Genomic DNA, 24106 nt, shown 5'->3' with positions numbered 1-24106 from the left:
AAAATTATATGTGGAGAGTTAAAAAAGCAAGGAACGATTTAAATAAAGTTAAAGATTGGGATAAATACTTTGAAAAAATACTTTATCGACCTTTTGATATCAGAGAGATATATTTCCATGATTCAGTAGTTTGGAGAACTCGCTCAGAAGTTATGAAACACATGCTAAAGGAAAATTTGGGGTTGATAACAGTCAGGCAAGTAAAAGCAGGTGAGGTTTGGCAGCATTGTTGGATTTCTGATGGAATTATTGAAAGTAGCTATATTTCAAACAAAACAAGCGAAATAAACTATCTTTTCCCACTATATCTTTATTCTGACTTCGAGAAGAAAGCAAATATTGATCCAGATATTTACAAAACCCTATCTGAAAAATATAATAAAGAACTAACTCCAGAAGAGATTTTTTACTATATCTATGCTATTTTTTACTCACCTACTTATCGTAAGAGATATGGAGAATTTCTTCAATTTGATTTTCCAAGAATTCCCTTTATCGATAATTATGAGATATTCAAGAAATTGGCTGAATTAGGCAAAGAGTTGGTTGAATTACATTTAATGAGAAAGAGATTGCCAACAAAAGTAAAGTTTGATGTAATTGGTTCAAATGTTGTTGAAAAGGTAAAGTATGAAAATGGTAAAGTATGGATTAACAAAGAGCAATACTTTGATGGTGTACCTGAGGAAATCTGGGATTTTTATATCGGCGGTTATCAGGTTTTAGATAAATGGCTTAAAAGCAGGAAGAATAGAAAATTAGAAAGCAAAGATATAGAGCAATTCCTCCAGATTGTTGAAATTATTAGCGAAACGATCAGGTTGATGAAGGAAATTGATAAAGTTAATATCCCTTAAATTGATAAAGAAAGTTCTAACGTCGTTCAGCAGATACCGCACAAAATAAAACCCCAGGTTTTGATTTTACCTGGGGTTTTGATAATTTGATAATTATTACTCATTATTCAGCGTATTCGCCTGTCTCCTTTAATCCTGTTTCTAAAGTATTTACGATAGCATCGTATGTCTCATCTACCGTCGCCATATCGTTTAAAAAGTTAGCAAATAATGTACTGATATCATTTCTTATATCGTTCCATGCGGCTGGTTTTGGATCTGGGATAGCGGTTTCTAATTCGTTAAGCGCAATACTTGGCTTATCATCTGTTGCTGTATAGGCTTGCCACTGTGGAACCTCTTCAACATCTCTTCTTATTGGAACATATCCAGTATTTATAGACCAGTATGCAACGTTAACGGGATCCATCAAAAATTTCAAGAATCTCCAAGCTGCGTCTTTTTGCTCTTGGCTTACCCAGTTAAACATTATCACATCAGTTCCAGCTATAGGAGAGTGAGGGACGCCATCTACAGAAGGTAATGGAGCCCAAGCAACACCGTGTTTTCCTCTGGACGATTGTTCAGCATAAGTTAAACCTGCAACCGTTCCCATGTATGCGGCTATTTCTCCAGAGCCAAACTGGGGATCCAAATATGCGTTTTGGAACAAAGCGTATCCAGAATCTTTCAGGTTCTTTATGAATGTTAAAACTTCTTTTGTTTCTTCTTCAGGTAAAACAACTCTGTATTTACCATCGCCGACGTATTCTAAAAATGTTGCGTTATATGCATATAAGAATATTTGAAAATCGTCGATAAAGTTTCTCGCACCTAATCCATATTGATCCGTTTCTCCATCCATGTCTAAATCCATTGTTAAAAGTTCACTTACTTCCCATAATTCATCCATAGTTTTTGGGGGATCGATTCCAAATAAGTCAAATAGATCAGGGTTATAATAATAAACATAAACAGATTTGTTAAATGGGATTCCATATACTGTGTCTCCCCATGTAACTAAATCCTTTAGAACAGGGAATATCTGATTATCCCAAGCTTCTTTAAACTCAGGATCCTTTTCAATATATCCGTTGAGTGGTTGCACTACATCAGAAAATAGGTACATTGCGGTCCAGTTTCCATAAGCTTGAGATAAAGTTGGAAGGTCTGTGGTACTTCCTTGGGAGTATGCGGTGATCGTAGAAAGTAACTTTTGGTTTAATGCACTGTAGTTTCCCACATATATGGCTGACACATGAACATCTGGGTTTTCCCTATTAAAAGTATCGACTAAGGAATTCAGAGTTTCTCCCAACTGTCCTCCCATGCCATGCCAAAACTCTATCTCGACTTGAGAAAAAGCAAAAGAAACAAGTAAAACCGTAAAAAGAATAGAAACAACTTTCTTCATTCCGAACACCTCCTCATAAGTTTTGGATAATTTTTTCTGTTTCTTTGTACAATTGGTCAAAATTACCAATATTCAATATTTTGAAATCACAACGCTTAGAGTTTATGTGTTCTTGGGATTTGACGATGTTTTTTGCCTTCTCCAAGGGGATACCTCGTTTTTCTGACAGCCTTTCAATACGTAATTCTTCTGGGGCATCTACGTAGATAATTTTATCGCATAATTTGTCCAATCCTATTTTGAAAAGCAAAGCTGCATCTATGATTATTATATCATTTTTATTTGAAATTTCTTTCAGTATTTGTTCAGTTTTATTAAGAATTTCTGGATGGACTATCTGATTCAATAATTCCAACTTTTCTTTATTTGAAAAAACTATTTCACCAAGTTTTGATCTGGAAATATTGTTATCATCGTCGAATATTTCTTCTCCAAAAACTTCTTTCAATTTCTCTTTGATAAAAAAATAGGTTAAGACCTCGTGTCCTAACCTATCCACATCGATTATGAATGCCTTATCTTTGTATATTGTTTTTATTATCTTTGATATAGTACTTTTTCCAGATCCTGCAGGGCCTGTAATTCCTATTACCATTTTTTACATCGTCACCTGTTTTTTGTTTTTGAGCTTGTTTTCTACCTCGATACTGAAATCTTCGTAACCTTTTCTTCCCATCAAAGCATAGGTAACCTTTTTACCTAATTCAACGCCTGGTTGGTCATAAGGGTTTATATCTAATAGATTTCCCATTACTGCTGTTTGAAATTCGTATGCGAATATGAATTGTCCCACATTGAAGGGATTGATCTGAGGGAAAATAACTTTTAGATTTGGTCTATTGTTTTCTGTTAAAGCGTATTCCGTACCAGCTAATTCTGTATTCAAAAGGGCTGAAAGATTTTTACCTCCCAGATATGATAGCTCGGGAAGGTCACAGTGTATATTAGGGATTTTTATGTTTCGTTCAAAATTTTCTAGTTGTATGAAAGTGATTACCTTATCGTAAGGCCCTTCGTTGTATAGTTGAACTTGGGAGTGTTGGTCTGTTGTGCCTAATGCTTTTATTGGAGTTTGCCCAACGTTGACTACTTCACCTTTTAAATTGTATTTTTTTCCAAGACTTTCTGCCCATAATTGTCTGTACCAATCAGCGAGTAGAAACAATTTGTTTGAGTAGGACATCATTACGGAAATATTATAACCTTTCTGGTAATATAGATAATGCACTAAGGCGTTAAAAGCCGCAGGATTTTCCCAAATGTTTGGATTGGTAACCCTTTTGTGCATTTCTTTTGCACCGTTGTATAGATCAATTATATCTATTCCACTTGCCAAAGCTGATAATAAGCCGACAGGGGTTAAAACGCTGAATCTACCGCCAATTGAAGGAGGTATATCCAAGGTTTTGATTCCTTCTTCTTCGGCTATTTTCTTTAATATACCTTTTTCAGGATCGGTGGTGAATAGGAAGTGTTTTTTTGGATCTAATCCGTATCCTTCGATTATTCCTCTTGCAACCAGATAATTTGCCATGGCTTCTGCTGTTGTACCGGATTTTGATATAACATTGAACAGAGTAGTCTTTGGATCAATTTGGTCCAAAACTGATGCTATAAAATCGGGGTCAACATTATCCAGGATGAAAATTTTGGGAGTTTTTCTTATTTCTTTAGACAAAGCGTTATAATGCAATGGATTAAGGGCTGTTTGCAGCGCCTGATTTCCTAATGCAGAACCACCTATACCTAAAACTACTACACTTTCAAAACTTTGTATCCACGTTTTTAAATCCAAAACCCTATCTATGTAAACCCTTGTGAAAGGCAGATTTAAAAAGCCGGGATTTTTTTGTATTATCGTTTCCACAATATCTTGAACTCTATTAGCTTGGTCGTTTATTTCTTCTTCCGTTAAGCCATTTTCAATATTAGGATGGAAAACATTTGAAAAATCAAATTTTATACCATTCATCTTTTTTCCCCCTTCTTGAGTTTAAATTATGCTTTCAATATCGTATCAAACTGGCAATTTCTAAATCGTTTAGATTTTCTCTTGGATTTAGGTAGGTTAATTCAGCAAGGCAGACAACTCCAACGGTTTTGCCTCCGGCTCTGTCTACTAATTCTTTTATCGCTTTTGTAGTACCTCCCGTGGCTAACACATCATCGACTACTATCACCTTTTCTCCTTTATCTATCGCGTCAACATGCATTTCCAGGGATGTTTGACCGTATTCTAGTTCATAAGAGATCGAATAGGTTTTGTAAGGCAGTTTTCCTGGTTTTCTTATGGGAACGAATTCTTTATTCATGAGGTAAGCTAAAGGTGTAGCAAATATAAACCCCCTTGACTCGGGGGATACGATACAATCGAAATCCCACTCTTTTATCAATTCAGCGATTTTTTCGACCGAATACTTAAAAACTTCAGGGTTTTTCAAAAGTGGTGTGATATCTCTAAATATAACTCCTTTTTCTGGAAAATCTGGTATATCTCTTATCCATTTTTTTAGGTCTACTATCTCCATGAGTTATCCTCCTAAAACATTTTTGTCTTTATTTTTATGCCATTTCCATGCATCAGATATTATCTTTTCTAATTCTTTATTTTGAGGGTGCCAGTTTAAAACTTCCTCTGCTTTCTTTGAGGAAGCTATTAAAACAGCAGGATCACCAGGCCTTCTTTCTACTACTTCGTAATTTATTTTTTTTGAAGTTACTTTTTCAGCTGTTTTAATAACCTCTAAAACGGTAAATCCTTGACCATTACCTAAATTAAAAACGTCAGATTTTTCATTTTCCTTCATCCATTTCATAGCTAAAATATGGGCATCTATCAAATCCATTACATGGATATAGTCTCTAACGGGTGTTCCGTCCTTGGTTGGGTAATCATTGCCATAAACGTACAGTTGGTCTCTTTTCCCTAAAGCTGTTTCAAGAACTAATGGGATCAAGTGAGTTTCAGGTTCGTGGGCTTCGCCTATACTACCATCATAATACGCCCCAGCGGCGTTGAAATATCTTAAAGCTACATACCTTATAATATCAAGTTTAGAATACCAATTGAGAATATCTTCAATCATTAATTTTGATTGACCATAGATGTTCGTAGGGTTCTTGGGTTGGTCTTCAGTGATGGGGACTTTTTCTGGTTCTCCATAAACAGCTGCAGTAGAAGAAAAAACTATGTACCTACATTTATGTTTTTGCATATTTTTTAGTAGGTTCAACGTTCCACATATATTGTTTTTAAAATATTTATTAGGTTCTGTCATAGATTCACCCACTAATGAAAAAGCCGCGAAATGATATACCTCGTCTATTTTGTAATTTTCAAAGGCGTAATCAATGTCTTTTTCGTTTCTGAGATCTCCTTCAACGACTTGTACATCTTTAACAGCCCACTTATGGCCTTTTTCGAAGTTATCAAAAACTACTACTTCTTTATTTTGATCTTGCAGCCTTTTCACCAAATGAGAACCTATGTACCCAGCTCCTCCTGTGACAAGTATCATTAGGTCACCCCTCAAATCAAGTGCTAGCTCTAATGTTTAATATTTCTCCATCTTCCAATATTTCATCTTTTCCAGCCAATCTCCAAAGTCCTTGTTCTTTAACTTTTTCTTCGCTTCCGTATTTAATTAGGTCCTCATATTTCATAACTTCTGCACGAATGAAATTCTTCTCGAAATCAGAATGTATTTTTCCGGCTGCTTCCTTCATTGTACTACCTTTTTTAACCGTCCAAGCTCTTACCTCATCTTTTCCGACGGTGAAGAAAGAAATTAGTCCAACATGATTATACACAATTTTTGCTAATCTTTCAACACCAGGTTCTTTAATTGATAAATCTTCTAAGAATAATCTTTTTTCTTCTTCGTCCTCAAGCTCGTTTATTTCTACTTCTATTTTTCCGTCTATTTCAATGTACGCAAAATTTTGCTTTTTACATTCTTCGACTACCTGTTCCTTATATTCGTAGCTATTTTTTGAAAATTGGTCATCGTCGACGTTGACACATACGATAATGGGTTTTAAAGTGAATAAAGCTAAAGAACCAACTAATTTTTTATCCTCTTCACTCAATTCCATCTTCGAAACGAAAACCTCATCCTCCAAAACTTCTTTTATTTTCAACAAAATTTTTTCTTCATTTTCTTCTGTTGCTGAGAACTTTGTCTTTTTCTTTTGCGTTTCAAGCCTCTCTAATCGATTTTCTACAATTTCTAAATCTCTAAAAATTAGCTCTGTTTTTAATATGTTTAGTTGTTTTATTGGATTATCAGCATTTTCAGGCCAAGGTACCGACGGATTTTCAAAAGATCTTATAACCAAAAGCAAAGCATCAACATTTTGTATCATCTGAAAAATTCTCGTTTTTTCTTTTGGATCCCCCTTGTGGTCATAACTTGGTATATCGATAAAATCTAAGCTAGCAAAGATAACCTTTTTGGGATTGTACAAACGTGCAAGAGAATTAACTCTTTCATCTTTTATAATTGCCGTTCTATTTATAGCCTCTCTTTTATAACTATCCTCTATTTTATAGTCTGTTAAAAGGGAAAAAATAGTAGTTTTACCTGTTAACGGAAGGCCGAATATGCCTATTTCCACCTAATTCTCACCTCTTTTCCTCTTTTTTTATTAATTCCCAATATTTGTCTAACTCATCTAAATTTAAAGCTTCAAATTCTTTTCCATCTTTTTCAATCGCTTTTTCCATTCGGTTGAACCGTTCTATAAACTTCTCACTCGCCTTTCTTAAAGAAACTTCTGGGTCTATACTTAAAAAACGAGCCAAGTTAACCAGTGCAAACAACAAATCCCCAAACTCTTCTTCTACCTCTGGTTGGGTTTTAGCTTCGTTAAGTTCGTTCACTTCTTCTTTTACTTTATCGAGTACATCTTTCACTTCTATCCAGTCAAACCCTACCGCGGCAGCGTTTTCTTGAATTCTTCTTGCTAAAGAGAGTGCAGGTAAGGCTTTGTTGAGTTTTCCAATTCTACTAAAGTTCTTATCTCCATTCTCTTTTGCCTTTATTTCCTCCCACCTGGCATAAGAATATCCCTTTTCATCTCCAAAAACATGGGGATGTCTTCTTACTAATTTATTGATCAGTTCATCTATCACTTCAATGGTAGAAAACTCATTGCTTTCTTCGGCAATAGTGGTATGAAAAACAACTTGGAGTAATATATCTCCTAACTCCTCTTTTATCTTTCTTACATCTTTTTCGTCAATAGAATCAACCAATTCATATGCTTCTTCAATTATATAAGGTTTCAAAGTATCGTGAGTTTGGGCTTTGTCCCAATCGCAACCTTTCGGTCCCCTCAACCTTTTCATCACTTTCATAAGCTCTTCGAATTTTTCACCTAAATCCAAAATAATTCCTCCCGCGTGGTACGTATTAGTTCACCTATTTATTATTCTGCTCTTTAAAAATACGATTGTGCTCTTTGATCTTCCTTCTTTTATCCAAATAATATAGCAGCCATAAAGCAAAAACTACTCCTAACAGCAAAGGTAATAAATATTTAAGGAAAATTTCAAGTACAACCCTCACTCTCAATTCTTTTAAAGCTTCTTCAGTTTCTTCGGTTATATAATTGCGGCTCTGTGCACCGTTGAGAAAGTATCTAGCTAACTGAGCATACTCTTTTTTATCCCAATTATAGTAGGTTAACCCCAATTTAGACATTATTCTTCCACTTTCTTTGTCGTGAGCTAAAGCTTTTTGATAATATTCTATCCTTTTCTCGTAATTGTTTTCTATGTCACCTAAAAATTCGTATGTTTCAGAAAGAATCTTTGAATCTTTTGCAACTGGGATTAAAGAAAGGGCTATTTCTTTGGATTTTTCTGTTTCTCCCAGGTTATAAAAAATTTTAGAAAAGTACAGTAATGTTTGAGAATCGTTCCCTTTCAAATTTATGTAAGTATTATAAAGGTCTTTTATAATTTCGTAGTTATTCGTTAGAAAACTTATTTCTACCAAAGATTCAATTATCTTTTTATCGTAATTGTAAGTTAGATAGATTTCTTTTAAATCATTGTAAGCTTTTTGGGGATCGTTATATATTTTAGATTTTGATAAGATTTGTGCTTGGTAATAAACAGTAAAGGGAGTTTTTCCTCCCACAAGCTTTTCGATTTTTTCAGAATATTCAAAAATTTCTTTCACCACAGATGGGTCCAAAGAATTTTGCCAATATTGGAAATTGAAAAAAAGATACATAGAATTTATTATTATTGAATTGGGGTATTCTTTTAAGGCTTCTTCAAACAATTCTCTAGGTTCAAGGTAAACATAAGGGTCTATGTCTTTTAATATCTTCAAGGTTATCTCATCATCAGGGGACAACACTAGATTAGAAAGTTGTAAATTATCTACGTACATTGGCAAACCCGTTTCCCATCGCCTCAAAAAACCTCCAAGGATCTTTAAATATTGGTCATCTGATTCATACATAGTTTGAAGATCCACGTAGTAAACAAAATCATCAAAAACTGTTGCGAAGGTCGATAACGTAAAAATAATAAAAAATAAAAACGCAATTGATTTTTGTTTCAAAACGCTCCTCCTAAGATGTCAAGTAATTTTAAAGGTTTTTGAAAAATTTTCATAACTATATTCTTGTAATAATAATTATATCATAAAGCTACTTTCTAAGAAAGCGACCGCAGCAAATCAAAATCTTAAAATTCTGAATCACTCAATTCTATGATTAGGGGTAATCCTCCCTTAAAGACATCGAATTATGATCTAACCAATCTTTTTCACGGACAAGTAATATGATCTAATGCGAAAACTTGAAATAGATTTTTTGTTGTGGTATAATCTTATGAAAGTGATGACCTTTGGTCATTTTTATTTTATTAGAGGGCAAAAATATGAGGCGAAATAGTTTGGAGAAGAAAAATAAAGAGGGAAAATTGAATTTAATAATGAATGTCGCAGAAAAAATTTTTGTGGAAAAAGGTTATGAGAAAGCTACAATGACCGAAATTGCAAAGAAAGCTAATCTTGCAAAAGGGACGTTGTATTTATACTTTTCAAGCAAAAAAGATCTATATTTTACCTCTGTTGAAAGAGCGTTATCTGCTTTGCTCAGGTCTATTATTGAAAAATTTTCCTCTTGTAAAAACGGTTTTGAAAAGGTTGTATCAATGGGAGAAACATACGTATCATTCAGCCTTGAATATGTTGATTATTATAAGTTGATATTGAATTATGAAACCTTGGAAGTTCATTTCGATGATAAAGATCCCCATGTGAAGAAGGCGTATGAAAAGAGTGAAGAGATTTTTAAGTTGTTAGTTAGTTCCGTTGAAGAAGGGATAAAAGATGGTTCAATAGACGAACGATTAGAACCTTTAAAGATCGCAATGGTTTTGTGGAGTGAGATAACAGGAATGGTTCAGCAAGCGAGTCTTCGAGAGACATTGTACAAAAAATGGGCGGGGTTGAAACCTCAACAAATATATGAGTATTACATAGAAGTAACAAAAAAGATGTTGGCTTCTTTATCATGATCATACATCTATCAAAAAAGCTTTAACAAATCAATAAAATAACAGTCAGGAGGTATGTGGATGCACAAAGTCGTAATAACTGGTATGGGAACAATAAACCCGATAGCAAAGAACACACAGGGATTTTTAGAAGGTTTAAAAGAAATGAGAAGCGGCATAGATAAAATAACTCAGTTTGATACCTCTGATCATAAAGTTAAGATAGCTGCTGAAATAAAAGATTTTGACCCCGAGGAGTACATGGATAGGAAAACTGCCAAACGTTATGATAGGTTTTTGCAATTAGCTGTTGCTGCCTCAGATGAAGCTATTGAAGATGCCGGATTGTCTCAAGATCAAGATTGGAGAGAAAATGCTGCAGTAATAATAGGTTCGGGGATAGGCGGTTTTAAAACTCTGTATCATGAGTTTGGAGTAATGAACGAAAAAGGTCCGAAGTATGTTAGCCCTTTTTTAATACCTATGATGATTGCCGATATGGCAAGTGGAGTTGTTTCTATAAGGCATAAATTAAAGGGACCAAATTTTACTACTGTTAGCGCCTGTGCTTCAGCTGTCCATTCAATAATAAGTTCTGTTATGTTGATAAGAAGTGGAGAAGTTGATGTGGCAATAACGGGAGGTTCCGAAGCGGTTATTGATCCTATGCCAATAGCAGCTTTTGCCAACATGATGGCTCTTTCTCAAAGAAATGATGAACCACAAAAAGCATCAAGACCTTTTGACAAAGATAGAGACGGGTTTGTGATGGGAGAAGGAGCTGGGATATTAGTTTTAGAATCAGAAGAACATGCAAAGGCAAGAGGAGCAAAGATTTATGGATATATAGCAGGATATGGAATGACAGGGGATGCTTACCATATTAGTCAATCTGATCCGGAAGGTGAGGGGGCTGCAAGAGCAATAAAGAACGCCTTAAAAATGGCTGAATTAGATCCTTCTAAGGTGGATCTTATAAATTGTCATGCTACCAGTACCCCTGTTGGAGATAATTCAGAAGTAAAAGCTATTAAAAAAATATTCGGTGAATTTGCGGATAAACCGTATTTACAGTCAACTAAAACTTTAATAGGACATACTTTAGGAGCTGCAGGGGCAATTGAATTAATAGCTTCAATAATAGAAAGCCATAATCATTTTGTTCATGGAATGCCAAATTTAGAAGAGCCTGATGAAGAGATGAAAACGCTCAATATCCCAAGAGAGACTCAAGACGCTGAAGTAAACGTAATTTTAAAGAACTCCTTTGGTTTTGGGGGACACAATGCGTCTCTAATTTTTGTTAAATCATAAAAGGGGGCACAATTATGCCTAAAATAGGAATAGTAACCGATAATACCTGCGACATTGATCCAAAACAATTAGAAGAAATGGGGATAGGCTGTGTTTCATTGTATGTAAAGATGAAAGACAAGTTTGAAAAGGCTGTGGATATTGATGTAGACGACTTCTATGAGTTTTTAAAAACGTCTGACTATATACCAGCCACTTCACAACCCACGCCTCAAGATTTTGAAGAGGTATACAAAAAAATGCTTAAAGATTACGATGAATTGATATCTGTCCATCTTTCAGGAAAACTTAGTGGCACCTATAATTCTGCTAGGATAGCCGCTAAGGAAGTAGATGAAAAAAGGATCCATATAGTGGAAAGTTATGAAGCTACATGGGGATTAGGTTATGTAGTACTAGAATTAAAAAAGCTTATAGATTCAGGAGATTATAGTATAGAAGAGTTGAAGAATTTTGTGGAACATTTTCAAGAAAAAGTGAATGTATACTTTACCGTAGGAAGTTTAAATTATCTTGCAAAAGGTGGAAGAATAGGAAAAGCAACTGCCTTTGTGGGAAGCATGTTAAACATTAAACCATTGTTAAAACTGGAGAATGGTGAAATATTGCCCGTTAAAAGGATTAGAGGATACAATAAAATAATTAAAGAGCTTACTACATTGGCAATGGAAGAAAAAGGCAGAGGAGAGTTAAAGAATATAACCGTTGAACATACAGGGAGCTTAAAAATAGGTGGCGATTTGTTGGATGAAGTAGTTAAATTGGGAGTACCGAGGGAAAAGATAATCTTTGAACCGATGGATATAATAATAGGTATGCATTTAGGGCCTGATTCTGGTGGAATAGTAACTACATGGGAGTGAAAATTATGAATATAGAGGAAATAATGAAAATATTGCCCCACCGTTACCCTTTTTTGCTTGTTGATGGGGTTTTAGAATTAAATGAAGAAAAGATCAAGGCGTTTAAAAACGTTAGCATTAACGAACCTTTTTTTCAAGGTCATTTCCCAAATTATCCCATAATGCCAGGAGTACTCATTGTTGAAGGTATGGCTCAAACTGCAGGGTTATTGCTTCTAAAAGATACGGATGAGAATGTAATTCCTTTGTTTACGGGTATAGATAAGGCTCGATTTAAAAAGGAAGTAAGACCTGGAGACAAATTGATATACGATTTAGAGATTCTACAAAGGAAAGCAAACATGTTTAAATTAAAAGGAATAGCTACTGTTGAAGAACAGGTATGTGCACAAGCAGAGATAATGGTAGGTATCAAAAAGAGTTGAAGATGGAGGTGCTGATTTGGAACCAGTAAAAAATAGGGTTACTGATTTATTGAAAATTAAATATCCCATATTAGAAGGCGGAATGGCATGGGTGGGTACTGCCAAATTGGCTGCAGCTGTTTCAAATGCTGGTGGATTAGGAACTATAGGTTCTGGAAACATGGACGCAAAACTTTTAAAAAAACAGATCGATTCAATAAGAGTAATGACTGATAAACCTTTTGCGGTAAACGTAATCATGCTTAATCCTCATATAGACGAAGTCATAGATTTGATAATTCAAGAAAAAGTGCCCGTTGCCATTTTAGGAGCTGGAAATTCTAGCAAATATATTCCTATGCTTAGAGAAAATGGGATAACAACCATAGCGGTAGTCTCGTCAGAAAACCTAGCTTTGAGGTTAGAAACTGCTGGTGCGGAAGCTATAATAGGTGAAGGAATGGAATGTGGTGGACACATCGGAGATGTAACTACCATGGTCTTGATTCCAAAGCTTTCCAGTATGTTATCGGTTCCTGTAATAGCAGCCGGTGGGATTGCTAACGGACCTGGCGCGGTTGCAGCTTTATCCTTGGGGGCAGAAGGCATTCAGATGGGGACTCGTTTTATAGCCACAGATGAATGTGAAGCCCATGAAAATTATAAACAGAAAATAATAAATGCAGGTATTAGGGATACTATAATTACAGGTCAGAAAATGGGTCATCCAGCTCGCATAATAAAGACAAAATTTGGTAAAAAAATAGCTAAGTTAGAAGCTTCATCACCTGAAGAAGCAGAAGAAGCTTTGGTAGGAAGCCTTATGAGGGCTTTCTTGTACGGTGATGAAGAAAGTGGGTCTTTTATGGCAGGACAATCCTCTGGGTTGATCGATGAAATAAAAAGTGTTAGCGAAGTTATAGAAGATATAATGTCGTATGTTTTGAAAAATTACGACTTAGAAAACAATGTCGATGAAAGGAGGAGATAAGTTTTGCGATGCTTTGTTTTTACAGGCCAAGGATCTCAATACTTAGGAATGGGAAAGGATATATTAGAAAAAAAGCCTGAGTATGAATTATACTTTGATAAAGTTAAAAATAAGATTGGAGTAGACATAAAAAGTATAATATTTGGAACTGATGAAAAAGAGCTTACCTTAACCCAAAATGCCCAAGTCGCTATACTCACAATTAGCTATATAAAATATTTGAATGCTTTAGAAGAAGGTCTCATACCTGACGTGGTAGCTGGTCATTCTTTAGGGGAATGGACAGCACTTTTAGCTGCAGACGTGATCAATTTTGAAGAGGCAGTTGAAGCGGTTTATTATAGGGGATTGTACATGAGTGAAGCCTTTGAACCAGGAAAAGGCGGTATGGCAGCCGTGATAGGGATGGATTTAAATGATATTGAAAAAGTTTTAGCCAATTATCCAAACGTCCAAATAGCTAATTACAATTCTCCTTCACAGATTGTTATAAGTGGGGAAATGGAAGAACTTTTGATCTCTATGGAAAAGCTCAAGGAAGGAGGAGCCAGAAAGGTCGTACCGTTGAATGTAAGCGGTCCGTTTCATTCGAAATTTCTAAAAGATGCAGAAGAAAGGTTAAGAAGAAAAATTGAACATTTAGAATTCAAAAAACCAAGGGTTCCCATTGTTCAGAATGTGACGGCGAAGTTTGAAACAGATCCTGTTATCATCAAAGAAAATATAATTAAGCAAATAACTTCTCCCGTTAGATGGATAGAATGTGTCGAAGAATGTGTGAAAAATGATGTGGATGAATTTGTTGAAATTGGGCCTACAAATGTGCTTACAAAATTTATTAAACAGATAAATAAAAACGTGAAACTACTTAATATATAAAAAATCGGGGGTGTTCCCTTTGAAACTAAATCAAAAGATTGCGATCGTAACAGGTGGCTCTAGAGGAATAGGGAAAGAAATATCGAGGAATTTCATAAAAGAAGGGGCCACCGTAATAGCGATCGCTATAGATGAAAGACCTCAAATAGAAGAAAATGAAAAAAGTGATTTTCCAGAAGATAGGTTCATTTATTACCAAGCAGACATAACCGATTTCAATGCGATTAGCGAAATTGTGACTGAGATATATAACAAATACCAAAAAATAGACATATTAGTAAACAATGCCGGAATGGCAAAAGATAACTTCTTGATTATCATGAAAGAAGAGGATTTTGATAAAGTAATACAAGTGAATTTAAAAGGAACTTTTGTTATGACAAAAGCGGTTGCAAAGATAATGAGAAAACAAAAGTTTGGGAATATAATAAGCATGGCGAGCGTGGTAGGAATTGAAGGTAACATCGGTCAAACTAATTATTCGGCAGCAAAAGCAGGTATAATAGGAATGACAAAATCTTGGGCGAAAGAACTTACAATGAAAGGAGAAAATATCAGAGTAAACGCTATTGCGCCAGGATTTGTTAGAACAGGGATGACCGAAAGTTTAAAGGAAGAATTAATAGAGTATGTTGTAGAGAATACGTGTTTAAAACGATTGGGAGAACCTCAGGATATAGCAAAATTAGCCGTATTTTTAGCCAGTGATGATTCTTCCTTCATAACGGGACAAGTTATAAGGATAGACGGTGGATTAAGAATTTAATTATACTGAATTAAAATCCCGAGGCAATTAAATGTACAACCTCGGGATTTTGTTTTCAAAAGAGATGATACACTTTAAAGATAGAAACGGTTATAAGGGAAGTTACCGCCATAATCTTGATTAATATATCTAGAGAAGGACCAACAGTATCTTTCAGTGGATCTCCAACTGTATCACCCACAACTGCTGCTTTATGGGCATCGGTACCTTTCCCTTCTCCTTCAACGCCTCCAGCTTCTATTCTCTTTTTTGCGTTGTCCCAAGCACCTCCAGAATTAGCTGTAAATATTGCTAACATAACACCACTGAGAGTAGTTCCAATCAAAAGTCCTCCTACAAAGTTTGGTCCTAGTAAAAATCCAGAAATTATAGGGGTTAGAGTGGCGATAAGGGCAGGGAATTTTATTTGACTTAGCGAACCTTCACTACTAATCCTGATACATCTTTCGTAATCTGGATCTGTTGTGCCCTCCATCAATCCAGGGATTTCTCTAAACTGTCTTCTTACCTCATCCACCATCTTGTTAGCTGCATTTACCACGGCATTTATTAGAAAAGAACTAAAAAAGAAAGGTAATGCCGCGCCGAAAATAGCACCGGCTATTGTTCTAGAATCTATCATGTTCAAGATCAGAATATTTTCTAAATGCCCTACTCCTCCATCTCCAGGACCAGCTTGAGAATAAATAAAAGATGCGAAGAGAGCTAATGCCGCTAAAGCAGCCGAACCGATAGCAAAACCTTTTCCTATAGCAGCCGTTGTGTTCCCTACAGAGTCTAGTTTATCGGTTATCTCTCTAACTTCAGGCGGCAATTTTGCCATTTCGCTTATCCCACCAGCATTATCTGCTATTGGACCGTACGAATCAACTGAAACCGTTGTGGCAACGAAAGAAAGCATACCCAAAGCTGCCATTGCTACACCATACAATCCTGCTATTTCGAAGGACACAAGAATTCCCAACATCAAAAGGAAAACAGGCAAAAGAACGCTTTCCATTCCCAACGCTAATCCTTTTGTAATGACAATAGCTGAACCACCCTTAGCGAATTCACTCAATTCTTTTGTAGGATGGTATGCATCATTAGTGTAATATTCTGCTATAAGTCCCATAAAAATACCGTCTACTATACCGATGAAAGCGGCCAACCAAGGTGAGAAGTATCCCAATCTGAAACCAATATTTTGAAATTCGGTAATACTGATCCCCCTCAAGTAGAAAAAGCTAAGGAAAAAAGTTAAAATTACAGTTAAAAATGCTGATGTCATCAAAGATATATTCAAATCTCTATGGGGATCATTTGAAGGTTTTTTTAAGATTATATACAATATTCCAATCATCGAAGAAATTAATCCTAAAGATATAAAAAGTATAGGATAGTAAGTTAATCTCATTGTGGAATCATAAGAAAAGTTTTGAGGTCCCAAAAGGAAATGAGTATATAATATTAGAACTATAGATGAAATTACCGCACCTACATAACTTTCCAACAAATCTGCCCCAAGTCCTGCAACATCTCCAACATCATCTCCCACGTTATCGGCGATAGTTGCGGGATTTCGTGCATCATCTTCCGGTAAAGCCAATTCTGTTTTTCCAACCAAGTCTGCTCCCATGTCCGCAGCTTTTGTGTAAATTCCTCCACCAACCCTATCAAACATAGCGATTATTGAGCATCCAAGGGCATATCCTGAAACGGTCATGGTGAAAGGAATATAATTTATTCCCAACCAATTGACTTTGATTACCAAATTTTCTGCAGAAAGCTGTCCTAACCAATTTCCAAAGATAATATATACTAAAAATAAACCTAATAGAGCCAATCCAGAAACGCTTAGCCCCATAACACTTCCACCTTGAAATGCAACTTTCAGAGTTTTTCCAATACTTTTCTCTGTACGAGCTTTATTGCTAACTCTGACGTTAGCGTAAGTAGCTATTTTCATACCTATGTATCCAGCAAGGGCACTCATAAAAGCCCCCATTACAAAAGCGGCTCCAACATACCACTCTACCACGATACCTAAAGCTAAAGCGATAAATATTCCATAAATCGTCAATACTTTAAGCTCGTGGTTAACAAAGGCGGAAGCACCAATTCTAATAGCCTTTGCAATGTGTTGCATCTTCTCTGTACCTTCGTCTAAAACAACGACCTGTCTAAAGTTAACACTTGCAAATATTAAAGCTATTACTGGAACTATTGCCAAAATCCATAGACTACCCACTGTTTCACCTCCAAAGTGTTGTGAAATTTGAAGTATAACATTATACCCCATTTTATTATACCATCCTCTACTCAAAAAAATAAGTTTTAAAAATGGCAGTTAAATGTGATTAGGAACAATTAAACGACTTTAGAAACAATTAGAAGGATATTTCTTCCAAAGGGTATTTATTGTTTTTCAATTCACTTTTGATAGAATATATAGTAGTAATAGAATTTTTCAGGAAAACTAATATGCCTATTGCGTTAAATATCACAAAAAAGGAGGAGTTAATTTGTTGTCGGAAATGAGTTTAAAAGATTTTTTAGAAAAGCTTTCGTCAAACGAACCAGCTCCCGGTGGCGGAAGTGCTGCGGCATTGGCGGGCTCTATAGGAGCCAGTTTGGGATGCATGGTGGCAAATTTAACTATCGGCAAAAAAAAGTACGAAGATGTGGAAGAAGAAATGAAAGATTTGAAAGTAAAGTTTGAAGAGTACAGAGACAAATTCCTTCAACTCATGGAGGAAGATGCGCAAGCTTTCAACGAGGTGATAGAGGCCTTAAAACTTCCAAAAAGTACCGAAGAAGAGAAAAGAGCAAGAAATGAAAAAATCCAAGAAAAAACAAAAAAGGCAACACTTTTACCCCTGCAGATAGCCAAAGACGCGTTGGAAGTCATGGAACTTTCGGGGATTACAATAGAAAAAGGGTACAAAATGGCTAAAAGTGACGCAGCAATTTCTCTTGTAATGGCAAAAGCAGCGGTTGATGGTGGATTATACAACGTAAAAATAAACCTTCCATCTATTAAAGACGAAGATTTTCTAAGAGACATTAACAGTCAAATTGAAAAAATTGAAGGAGAAGCGAACACTCTTGAATTAAGGCTGCTTTCCAAAGTTTATATATAATAATTTCATTAAGGGGGTGGAACATAATGGCCGAAGAAGAATATTTAAGAGAAGAATTAATAAAAAAGAAGAAAACTTTAGAGGCACAGAAGAAATCTATAGAAAAGTACATGGGCCCTCATGAGCATGATGAATCTCTTGAAAAAGAATGGGAAAGGATTAACCAAGAGTTAGAGCAAATAGAAAAACAGCTTAAAGAAATAGAAAATTAATAAAACATTGGCCGGGTTTTTCTTCCCGGCCCTTATGTTGTGCGCCCAGCATGCGCGATAGCTAAGCGGTGAAAGTCCGTTGTGGGCCAGGTAGCGGGAACCACTAGCCAAAGGCAAGGGTGTCCACCGTGAGGTGGAATCTGAAGGAAGCCAAAGGCAAAGTCCCGGTTCGATGAACAAGAACCAGATACAAGGCTAAGTGAAGTGGACGAGTTTGCCACTCAAAACGAAGTCCAACAGCTACCCAGAACTTCACGGAGTAGATCTGGCGAATAGATGGGATGAAAGTTATTGCACTTACCTGGGGAGATCTCAAGAATATGCTGATAAGGCAACCCATACAGCAATGTATGGCTGAATCTTGAGAAGTCAGCAGAGGTCATAGTACTCATTGAGAGATGAGGAAGGACTGAACAACAGGAGGTTTCGAATCTTGAAAGATGCGAAGGGACATGGAAAAGGCATACAACTTCGATTAGAAGGTTTCCTACATGAAGATAAGGGAGAGCCTGAAAATAATGTAGAAGCGCCTAATATAACTTCTACGTCTGAAAGAGGAAGAAACGATGTGAAAGGATACAGACATCAATCCTGTTGAACCGCCGTATACCGAACGGTACGTACGGTGGTGTGGGAGGACGGTAGATAAATTAATTATCTACCTCCTACCCGATTATAAAACTCATTTGATTGGGATTTTAAGGGTGAAAATAAGTTTGATTTTCTAATAATTCTTCGATTGGGACGTTTCGAATTTCCCTCGCGGGAACGCCAACGTATATTTTTTTTGGTTCTAAATTTTTAGTGACTACGCTCCCTGCACCAACCAAAGCATTCTCTCCAATTATTATTCCTGGTAATATTGTTGCATTAGCTCCTATTCTAGCCCCTTTTTTGATAGTAGGACCTTTGAAAAGTGCTTTTCTTTTCTCCGTTCTCCCCAAAAATTGATCGTTGGTAAAGGTAACTTCCGGAGCTATGAAGCAATAATCTTCTATTGTAGAAATGGCTGTAATGTAAGCCTCTGTTTCTATTTTTACGTAACTACCTATTTTGCTTTTATTTTCTATTGTTGCGCCTTTTCCGATGATAGTATGTTCTCCGATTTCCACGTCTTCTCGAATGGTCGCCAAATCTCCAATAAAAACATCATTTGATATTTTAGTACCTCTATATAAGATGCAACATGCTCCCACGATTACATTATTGTTCAAAATTAAGGGAAGAAGATCTTTTGTTTCAGTTGTGGCAGAATTTTTAGCTTTAAGAGGCGATTTCCCTATTATACAATTATCCGATATTGTACAGTTTTCTCCAATAATACTACCTTCTTTAATTATTACATTGTTTCCAATGATAGTACCTTTTTGAATAACAACATCTTCTTCAATTATTACATTGTAGCCTATTTTAACGCTAGTATCAATTTTAGCACTTTTGGCTATATAAGACGACATTTTTATCCCCCTTAGTCTTATAAAAATTGATTTTAACTGTACTCTTTTAAAACTTCCTCAAATATCTTATCGTCTATCAAACCTTTAACAGTTTTTCCCTTTTTGATCCTTTGTCTGATATAAGTGGAAGATATTTCAACGATAGGACTTTCCAATTTTACATAATCAAAATCTACACTGTATGAATTTTTTTCTTCGAAATATCTGGGATAAACTACTAATTTTACTTTCTTTAATATTTCTTCCCATTTATACCATTTGTGAAAGTTTTTAAGGGAGTCTTCACCTATCAAAAGATTAATGTTTTTATCAAAATTTGATAAATATTCTATGGTCCTTATTGTGTATGATGGTGAGGGTAGTTTATTTTCTATATCGCTTACTTCGAAATAATGTTCAAAAAAAACCCTCTCACACCAAGAATACCTCTTGTCGAAATTTGCTATGAAATCTATGCTTTTGTGTGGGGGATTTTTAGACGGTACTATTAAAAACCTATCAGGGTTAAATTCATCATAAGCTATTTCAGCAATTATTCTATGACCTATATGAGGAGGATTAAAACTACCTCCAAAAAGCATTAGCATGAGAAACACCTTTTCTTATGGTATGTATTCAAAAGAAAAATTTCCAATGTATACCGTGTCTCCTTCTTTAACTCCTGCATTTCTTAGAATTTTATTCAATCCGTTTTTTTCTAATGTATTTAAAATTAACAGACGAGAATCTTTTTGATGGATATCGTATCTACTTAGCAACTTTTCAATACCGTCTCCCACAACTTCAAATGTTTCATTATCCAACTTTACAACGTTGATTTTTATAAAAGGATCGGGTTCATAGTTGACAGGTTGTATTTTTATTTTTTCTGTGACATTGGATTTTAACCTTTTTTGAAAGAACTTTTGCTGCTCAATTTTTTCTTTGCTTATACTATTCCATACAATAGTTATGAGCTCTTGAATGTTTTCACCAGTATAAGAAGATATAGGATAAATATCTTTACCCGTTCTATTTTTGAAATCCGTCAATCTCTTTTCGAGGGTGTCTTTGTCTACCGCATCTATCTTATTTGCAACAATAATCTCTTTCTTTTTCGAAAGAATATGAGAAAAAGCGTCTAATTCTTTTCTAATATTTATATAATCCTCTACCGGGTCATCTCTTTCAAAACAAGATATATCTATAAGATGTACCAAAATAGAACATCTTTCAATATGCCTTAGAAATTGATCTCCTAGACCTTTTCCCAAATGTGCTCCCTCTATAAGGCCGGGGATATCAGCTACTACGAAAGAATAATCTGTGTCGACTTTTACCACACCTAAATTTGGAACTATAGTTGTAAAAGGGTAATCAGCGATTTCCACTTTGGCGTTTGAAATCCTTGAAATTAATGTTGATTTACCAACGTTAGGATAACCAATCAAGCCAACATCTGCGACAATTTTTAAAATGAGCTTTAGATTTTTGACTTCACCTTCCACACCTTTTTCAGCGATCCTTGGAACTTGTAGAGTTGAAGTTGCAAATCTTGCATTTCCTCTGCCACCCTTACCACCACGAGCAACAACCAAATATTGCTGTGGAGCTTTTAAATCTGAAAGCAGTTCGTTGGTTTCAAGATCATAGATACAAGTGCCAACAGGTACCTCAATCAAAACATCTTCTCCAGCTTTTCCAGCTTTATTTTTATTTTTACCGTTTTCCCCGTTTTCTGCTCTAAAAATCTTCTTGTATTTAAAATCTACCAATGTATTTTTATTGAGGGTTGATTTGATGATGATCGAGCCACCATCTCCTCCGTCTCCACCATCTGGTCCGCCTTTTTCTACAAATTTTTCTCTTCTAAAGCTTACAGCTCCATCGCCTCCTTTTCCAGCAATCACTTTGATGTTCACCTCATCTACAAAATCACCGATCAAAACGTTACACCTCCACTTATTTATCAAAAATTCTTTTAATAGAATTTTTATCGAATCCAAATTCTTCTTCCTCGTTGTTCCCTAAAGGTTCTACGTGGATCATCACATCTTTTATGTAAGGATTTATTTTCTTTAATTCCTTTTCAACTTGCGACGCTATTTCATTAGCTTCTTTTACGCTCATTTCTTCTTCGACTTCGATATGAAGTTCGACAAAATAAACATATCCTGCTTTTCTCACCCTGATTTTATGAGGATTATTGGCTTTGCTAACTTTTTCAACGGCTTCTAAAGTATTGTAATAAATTTCTCCTAATTCTTTTGAACTACCCATAAACTCATCTGAGGTTTCTAGAAACATCTTTATTCCAACTCTGAATATGAACGCGGATACAATAATCGCCACCAACGGATCCACCCACATTATGTTTAACGTAAGGTAAAATATAATGCCAATTAATACAGACAAAGAAGTTAAAATGTCATTTCTCATATTTAAAGCATCCGCCACTATAGAAGAGTTTCTTATTTTATTTCCGACGGAGAATTTATATTTGTATAAAAAATATTTGGTAAATATCGAAATCAAAGAAATCCATAGCACTAAATAAGGCCTATAAATTGAAAAACTATGGGTTATTATACTTTGAATGGCACCTATAAGGACTTGAAAACCGGCGTAAATAATCACTAAAGATAAAACCTTAGTAACTATCGTTTCAGCTCGTTCATGACCAAAAGGATGGCTCTCATCTGCGGGTTTACTTGAAATTTTCGATGCAATTAAAGTTAGTATGGAAGTTATTATATCCGTTGTAGTATCTATTCCATCAGCTAAAATCGCCATGCTCCCCGTAATGAAAGAGATAACTAATTTAAAAAAAGCAAGAGCACCGTTTATTATTATTCCCATCCAGGAGGCATTTGCGGCTAATTTTTCTCTTGTTGAATTAATCTGAAAATTTTCTTCATTTAGTGTTTTCTTCAAATAGTATTCTCCTTTGTTGACTTCAGTGAATGTCAGCTAAAATTGAAATTCAATACACCTATGTGCATTGCTTATTATACCACAAGTAATATTCTTTGAATGCAATTTTTTTTCACATAAAGTTCTTTTATGATATAATTTAAATGAGTAATTAAATGGATGAGCAGTGGGGCGAAAAGTGCCAAAGCAACTAAAAGCTGTATAGAAGACAAAAAAGGAGAGTGAATCTAATAAATATTTTAAACATCAATGGTTTAGTTCCAAAGTTGCCAATAATCCAAGGGGGCATGTCCGTTGGTATTTCCCTTGATAATTTAGCATCTGCGGTAGCAAACGCCGGAGGGATTGGAGTAATAGGTACTGCAGGAATCGGCTTAATAGAAAATCCTGAAACGAGAAAAGTGAAAGAAGCTAATATAGAAGGCCTCAAAAAGGTTATTAGAAAGGCAAGAGAAAAGACAAAGGGAATAATTGGCGTTAATATAATGACCGTTTTGACTGATTATAAAGAGCTTGTGAAAACAGCGATAAAAGAAGAAATAGATTTAATAATATCTGGAGCAGGATTGCCGTTAAATCTGCCTGAATTTCTAAGTAAAGACTCTAAAACAAAGTTAGTTCCTATAGTGTCTTCTTTAAAAGCTGCCCAAATAATATTCAAAAAATGGTGGATGAAATATAAGTACATTCCTGATGCATTTATAGTGGAAGGCCCAAAAGCTGGAGGACATTTGGGATTTAAAAAAGGGGATCTAGAGAATCCCGATTTTCAACTCGAAGTTACCGTTCCTCAGATAGTAGGTTTCTGTGAGGAAATTAAAAAAGAATACAATAAAGAAGTACCCGTAATTGCCGCAGGCGGTATCGACACACCTGAAAAAGTGAAAGGAATATTTTCGTTGGGGGCGAAGGGGATACAAGTAGGAACTCCTTTTATAGCCACCAAAGAGTGTGATGCCGATATAAAATTTAAAGAGGCTTTGATAAAAGCCAAAGAAGAAGATATAGTAATAATTGAAAGTCCCGTAGGTCTTCCGGGAAGAGCTATCAAAAACAAGTTTATAGAAGATGTTTCAAAGGGGATTAAAAAGCCTTTCAAATGCCCTTATCACTGTATCAAAACGTGTAATTTTGTTGATGCTCCTTATTGTATAGCCCAAGCTCTGCTTAACGCAGCAAAGGGGAATTTAGATGATGGATTTGTTTTTAGTGGTAAATACGGTTACAAAATCGATAAAATTACAACTGTACAAGAGGTAATAAACTATCTTTTTGAACTCAATCTAGATAAAGCGAAAGAACCGTCTCCTCAACGCTCATAGAGCCAGAAATTTGTAATTAATTAGGTCGCAAACAAAAGTTGAGAAGATTCATTCTATGCAAAGAGGTTCTAAGGATAAATTTAAAAAATTAAAG

The 24106-nt window shown here is 35.4% G+C and carries 26 protein-coding genes; 13 read left to right on the top strand and 13 right to left on the bottom strand.

The genetic code is table 11. The features are described from left to right. The coding region (locus X925_RS10325; RefSeq protein WP_199171513.1) for a type ISP restriction/modification enzyme at positions 1 to 857 on the top strand (857 nt) is incomplete at its 5' end. Positions 858 to 960: 103 nt separating this feature from the next. Here the strand turns inward: X925_RS10325 and X925_RS06965 are convergent. The 8 genes from X925_RS06965 to X925_RS06930 are packed head-to-tail and all read right to left on the bottom strand — an operon-like array spanning position 961 to position 8828. After that, positions 961 to 2250, bottom strand: coding sequence for an ABC transporter substrate-binding protein (locus tag X925_RS06965; protein ID WP_012208888.1), 1290 nt, complete (start codon positions 2248 to 2250; stop codon positions 961 to 963). Positions 2251 to 2263: 13 nt separating this feature from the next. Continuing rightward, the gene (coaE, locus tag X925_RS06960; protein WP_121515043.1) at positions 2264 to 2845 is read right to left on the bottom strand and encodes a dephospho-CoA kinase; all 582 of its coding nucleotides are present in this window, start codon (positions 2843 to 2845) and stop codon (positions 2264 to 2266) included. Positions 2846 to 2848: 3 nt separating this feature from the next. Next, entirely contained in the window at positions 2849 to 4222 is a 1374-nt protein-coding gene (locus X925_RS06955; RefSeq protein WP_121515042.1) for a glucose-6-phosphate isomerase, read from the bottom strand. Positions 4223 to 4256: 34 nt separating this feature from the next. After that, positions 4257 to 4778 carry an adenine phosphoribosyltransferase gene (locus X925_RS06950; protein ID WP_121959536.1) on the bottom strand — a complete coding sequence of 174 codons (522 nt, stop codon included), beginning with the start codon at positions 4776 to 4778 and terminating at the stop codon, positions 4257 to 4259. A 3-nt stretch (positions 4779 to 4781) separates the two neighbouring features. Beyond that, positions 4782 to 5768: a UDP-glucose 4-epimerase GalE gene (gene galE, locus X925_RS06945; protein WP_121959535.1), complete on the bottom strand. Its 987-nt coding sequence runs from the start codon at positions 5766 to 5768 to the stop codon at positions 4782 to 4784. A 16-nt stretch (positions 5769 to 5784) separates the two neighbouring features. Beyond that, on the bottom strand, positions 5785 to 6867 hold the full coding sequence (locus tag X925_RS06940) for a DUF933 domain-containing protein (RefSeq protein WP_121959534.1): 1083 nt from the start codon (positions 6865 to 6867) through the stop codon (positions 5785 to 5787). 7 nt (positions 6868 to 6874) lie between these two features. Then, the gene (mazG, locus tag X925_RS06935; protein ID WP_121959533.1) at positions 6875 to 7642 is read right to left on the bottom strand and encodes a nucleoside triphosphate pyrophosphohydrolase; all 768 of its coding nucleotides are present in this window, start codon (positions 7640 to 7642) and stop codon (positions 6875 to 6877) included. Positions 7643 to 7673: 31 nt separating this feature from the next. Next, positions 7674 to 8828, bottom strand: coding sequence for a lipopolysaccharide assembly protein LapB (locus X925_RS06930; RefSeq protein WP_121959532.1), 1155 nt, complete (start codon positions 8826 to 8828; stop codon positions 7674 to 7676). Between the two features lie 320 nt (positions 8829 to 9148). Here X925_RS06930 and X925_RS06925 point away from each other — a divergent pair, with 320 nt between their 5' ends. The 7 genes from X925_RS06925 to X925_RS06895 are packed head-to-tail and all read left to right on the top strand — an operon-like array spanning position 9149 to position 14986. Then, entirely contained in the window at positions 9149 to 9790 is a 642-nt protein-coding gene (locus tag X925_RS06925) for a TetR/AcrR family transcriptional regulator (RefSeq protein ID WP_121515038.1), read from the top strand. 60 nt (positions 9791 to 9850) lie between these two features. After that, positions 9851 to 11083: a beta-ketoacyl-ACP synthase II gene (gene fabF, locus X925_RS06920; RefSeq protein ID WP_012208862.1), complete on the top strand. Its 1233-nt coding sequence runs from the start codon at positions 9851 to 9853 to the stop codon at positions 11081 to 11083. A 14-nt stretch (positions 11084 to 11097) separates the two neighbouring features. Beyond that, positions 11098 to 11946, top strand: a complete 849-nt coding sequence (locus tag X925_RS06915; protein ID WP_121959531.1) for a DegV family protein — start codon at positions 11098 to 11100, stop codon at positions 11944 to 11946. Between the two features lie 5 nt (positions 11947 to 11951). Further along, positions 11952 to 12371: a 3-hydroxyacyl-ACP dehydratase FabZ gene (fabZ, locus tag X925_RS06910; protein ID WP_121515037.1), complete on the top strand. Its 420-nt coding sequence runs from the start codon at positions 11952 to 11954 to the stop codon at positions 12369 to 12371. A gap of 16 nt (positions 12372 to 12387) precedes the next feature. Beyond that, on the top strand, positions 12388 to 13341 hold the full coding sequence (locus X925_RS06905; RefSeq protein WP_121959530.1) for a nitronate monooxygenase: 954 nt from the start codon (positions 12388 to 12390) through the stop codon (positions 13339 to 13341). A 3-nt stretch (positions 13342 to 13344) separates the two neighbouring features. Continuing rightward, positions 13345 to 14220 carry an ACP S-malonyltransferase gene (fabD, locus tag X925_RS06900; protein ID WP_121959529.1) on the top strand — a complete coding sequence of 292 codons (876 nt, stop codon included), beginning with the start codon at positions 13345 to 13347 and terminating at the stop codon, positions 14218 to 14220. 19 nt (positions 14221 to 14239) lie between these two features. After that, positions 14240 to 14986 (top strand): beta-ketoacyl-ACP reductase, encoded by a 747-nt coding sequence (locus X925_RS06895; protein WP_121959528.1) that lies wholly within the window; start codon positions 14240 to 14242, stop codon positions 14984 to 14986. Between the two features lie 55 nt (positions 14987 to 15041). Here the strand turns inward: X925_RS06895 and X925_RS06890 are convergent, their stop codons facing one another. Then, entirely contained in the window at positions 15042 to 17267 is a 2226-nt protein-coding gene (locus X925_RS06890; RefSeq protein ID WP_049755287.1) for a sodium-translocating pyrophosphatase, read from the bottom strand. Positions 17268 to 17490: 223 nt separating this feature from the next. Between X925_RS06890 and X925_RS06885 the strand changes: the two genes are divergently transcribed. The 4 genes from X925_RS06885 to X925_RS06870 all read left to right on the top strand — a co-directional run bounded on the left by X925_RS06885 (position 17491) and on the right by X925_RS06870 (position 18918). Next, entirely contained in the window at positions 17491 to 18108 is a 618-nt protein-coding gene (locus X925_RS06885; RefSeq protein ID WP_012208855.1) for a cyclodeaminase/cyclohydrolase family protein, read from the top strand. A 26-nt stretch (positions 18109 to 18134) separates the two neighbouring features. Further along, entirely contained in the window at positions 18135 to 18320 is a 186-nt protein-coding gene (locus X925_RS06880) for a hypothetical protein (protein ID WP_012208854.1), read from the top strand. A 214-nt stretch (positions 18321 to 18534) separates the two neighbouring features. Beyond that, on the top strand, positions 18535 to 18678 hold the full coding sequence (locus X925_RS10370; protein WP_199171510.1) for a hypothetical protein: 144 nt from the start codon (positions 18535 to 18537) through the stop codon (positions 18676 to 18678). A 75-nt stretch (positions 18679 to 18753) separates the two neighbouring features. Further along, the gene (locus X925_RS06870) at positions 18754 to 18918 is read left to right on the top strand and encodes a hypothetical protein (protein WP_231282467.1); all 165 of its coding nucleotides are present in this window, start codon (positions 18754 to 18756) and stop codon (positions 18916 to 18918) included. Positions 18919 to 19018: 100 nt separating this feature from the next. Here X925_RS06870 and X925_RS06865 read toward each other — a convergent pair whose 3' ends face one another. The 4 genes from X925_RS06865 to X925_RS06850 are packed head-to-tail and all read right to left on the bottom strand — an operon-like array spanning position 19019 to position 22690. Further along, entirely contained in the window at positions 19019 to 19777 is a 759-nt protein-coding gene (locus X925_RS06865; RefSeq protein ID WP_121959527.1) for an N-acetyltransferase, read from the bottom strand. A 32-nt stretch (positions 19778 to 19809) separates the two neighbouring features. Continuing rightward, positions 19810 to 20364, bottom strand: coding sequence for a nicotinate (nicotinamide) nucleotide adenylyltransferase (gene nadD / locus X925_RS06860; RefSeq protein ID WP_012208852.1), 555 nt, complete (start codon positions 20362 to 20364; stop codon positions 19810 to 19812). A 15-nt stretch (positions 20365 to 20379) separates the two neighbouring features. Beyond that, positions 20380 to 21702 (bottom strand): GTPase ObgE, encoded by a 1323-nt coding sequence (obgE, locus tag X925_RS06855; protein ID WP_121959539.1) that lies wholly within the window; start codon positions 21700 to 21702, stop codon positions 20380 to 20382. Positions 21703 to 21718: 16 nt separating this feature from the next. Next, on the bottom strand, positions 21719 to 22690 hold the full coding sequence (locus X925_RS06850) for a cation diffusion facilitator family transporter (RefSeq protein ID WP_121959526.1): 972 nt from the start codon (positions 22688 to 22690) through the stop codon (positions 21719 to 21721). A 221-nt stretch (positions 22691 to 22911) separates the two neighbouring features. On the opposite strand from X925_RS06850, the gene X925_RS06845 reads away from it, so the two are divergent. Continuing rightward, positions 22912 to 24012, top strand: a complete 1101-nt coding sequence (locus X925_RS06845; protein WP_121567545.1) for a nitronate monooxygenase family protein — start codon at positions 22912 to 22914, stop codon at positions 24010 to 24012. The last annotated feature ends 94 nt before the right edge of the window (positions 24013 to 24106 follow it).

The organism is Petrotoga sp. 9T1HF07.CasAA.8.2, from assembly GCF_002895585.1.
Taxonomy (GTDB): domain Bacteria; phylum Thermotogota; class Thermotogae; order Petrotogales; family Petrotogaceae; genus Petrotoga; species Petrotoga mobilis.
The sequence above is the reverse complement of the archived record's forward strand: the minus strand, read 5'-3'. Positions and strand labels throughout refer to the sequence as shown.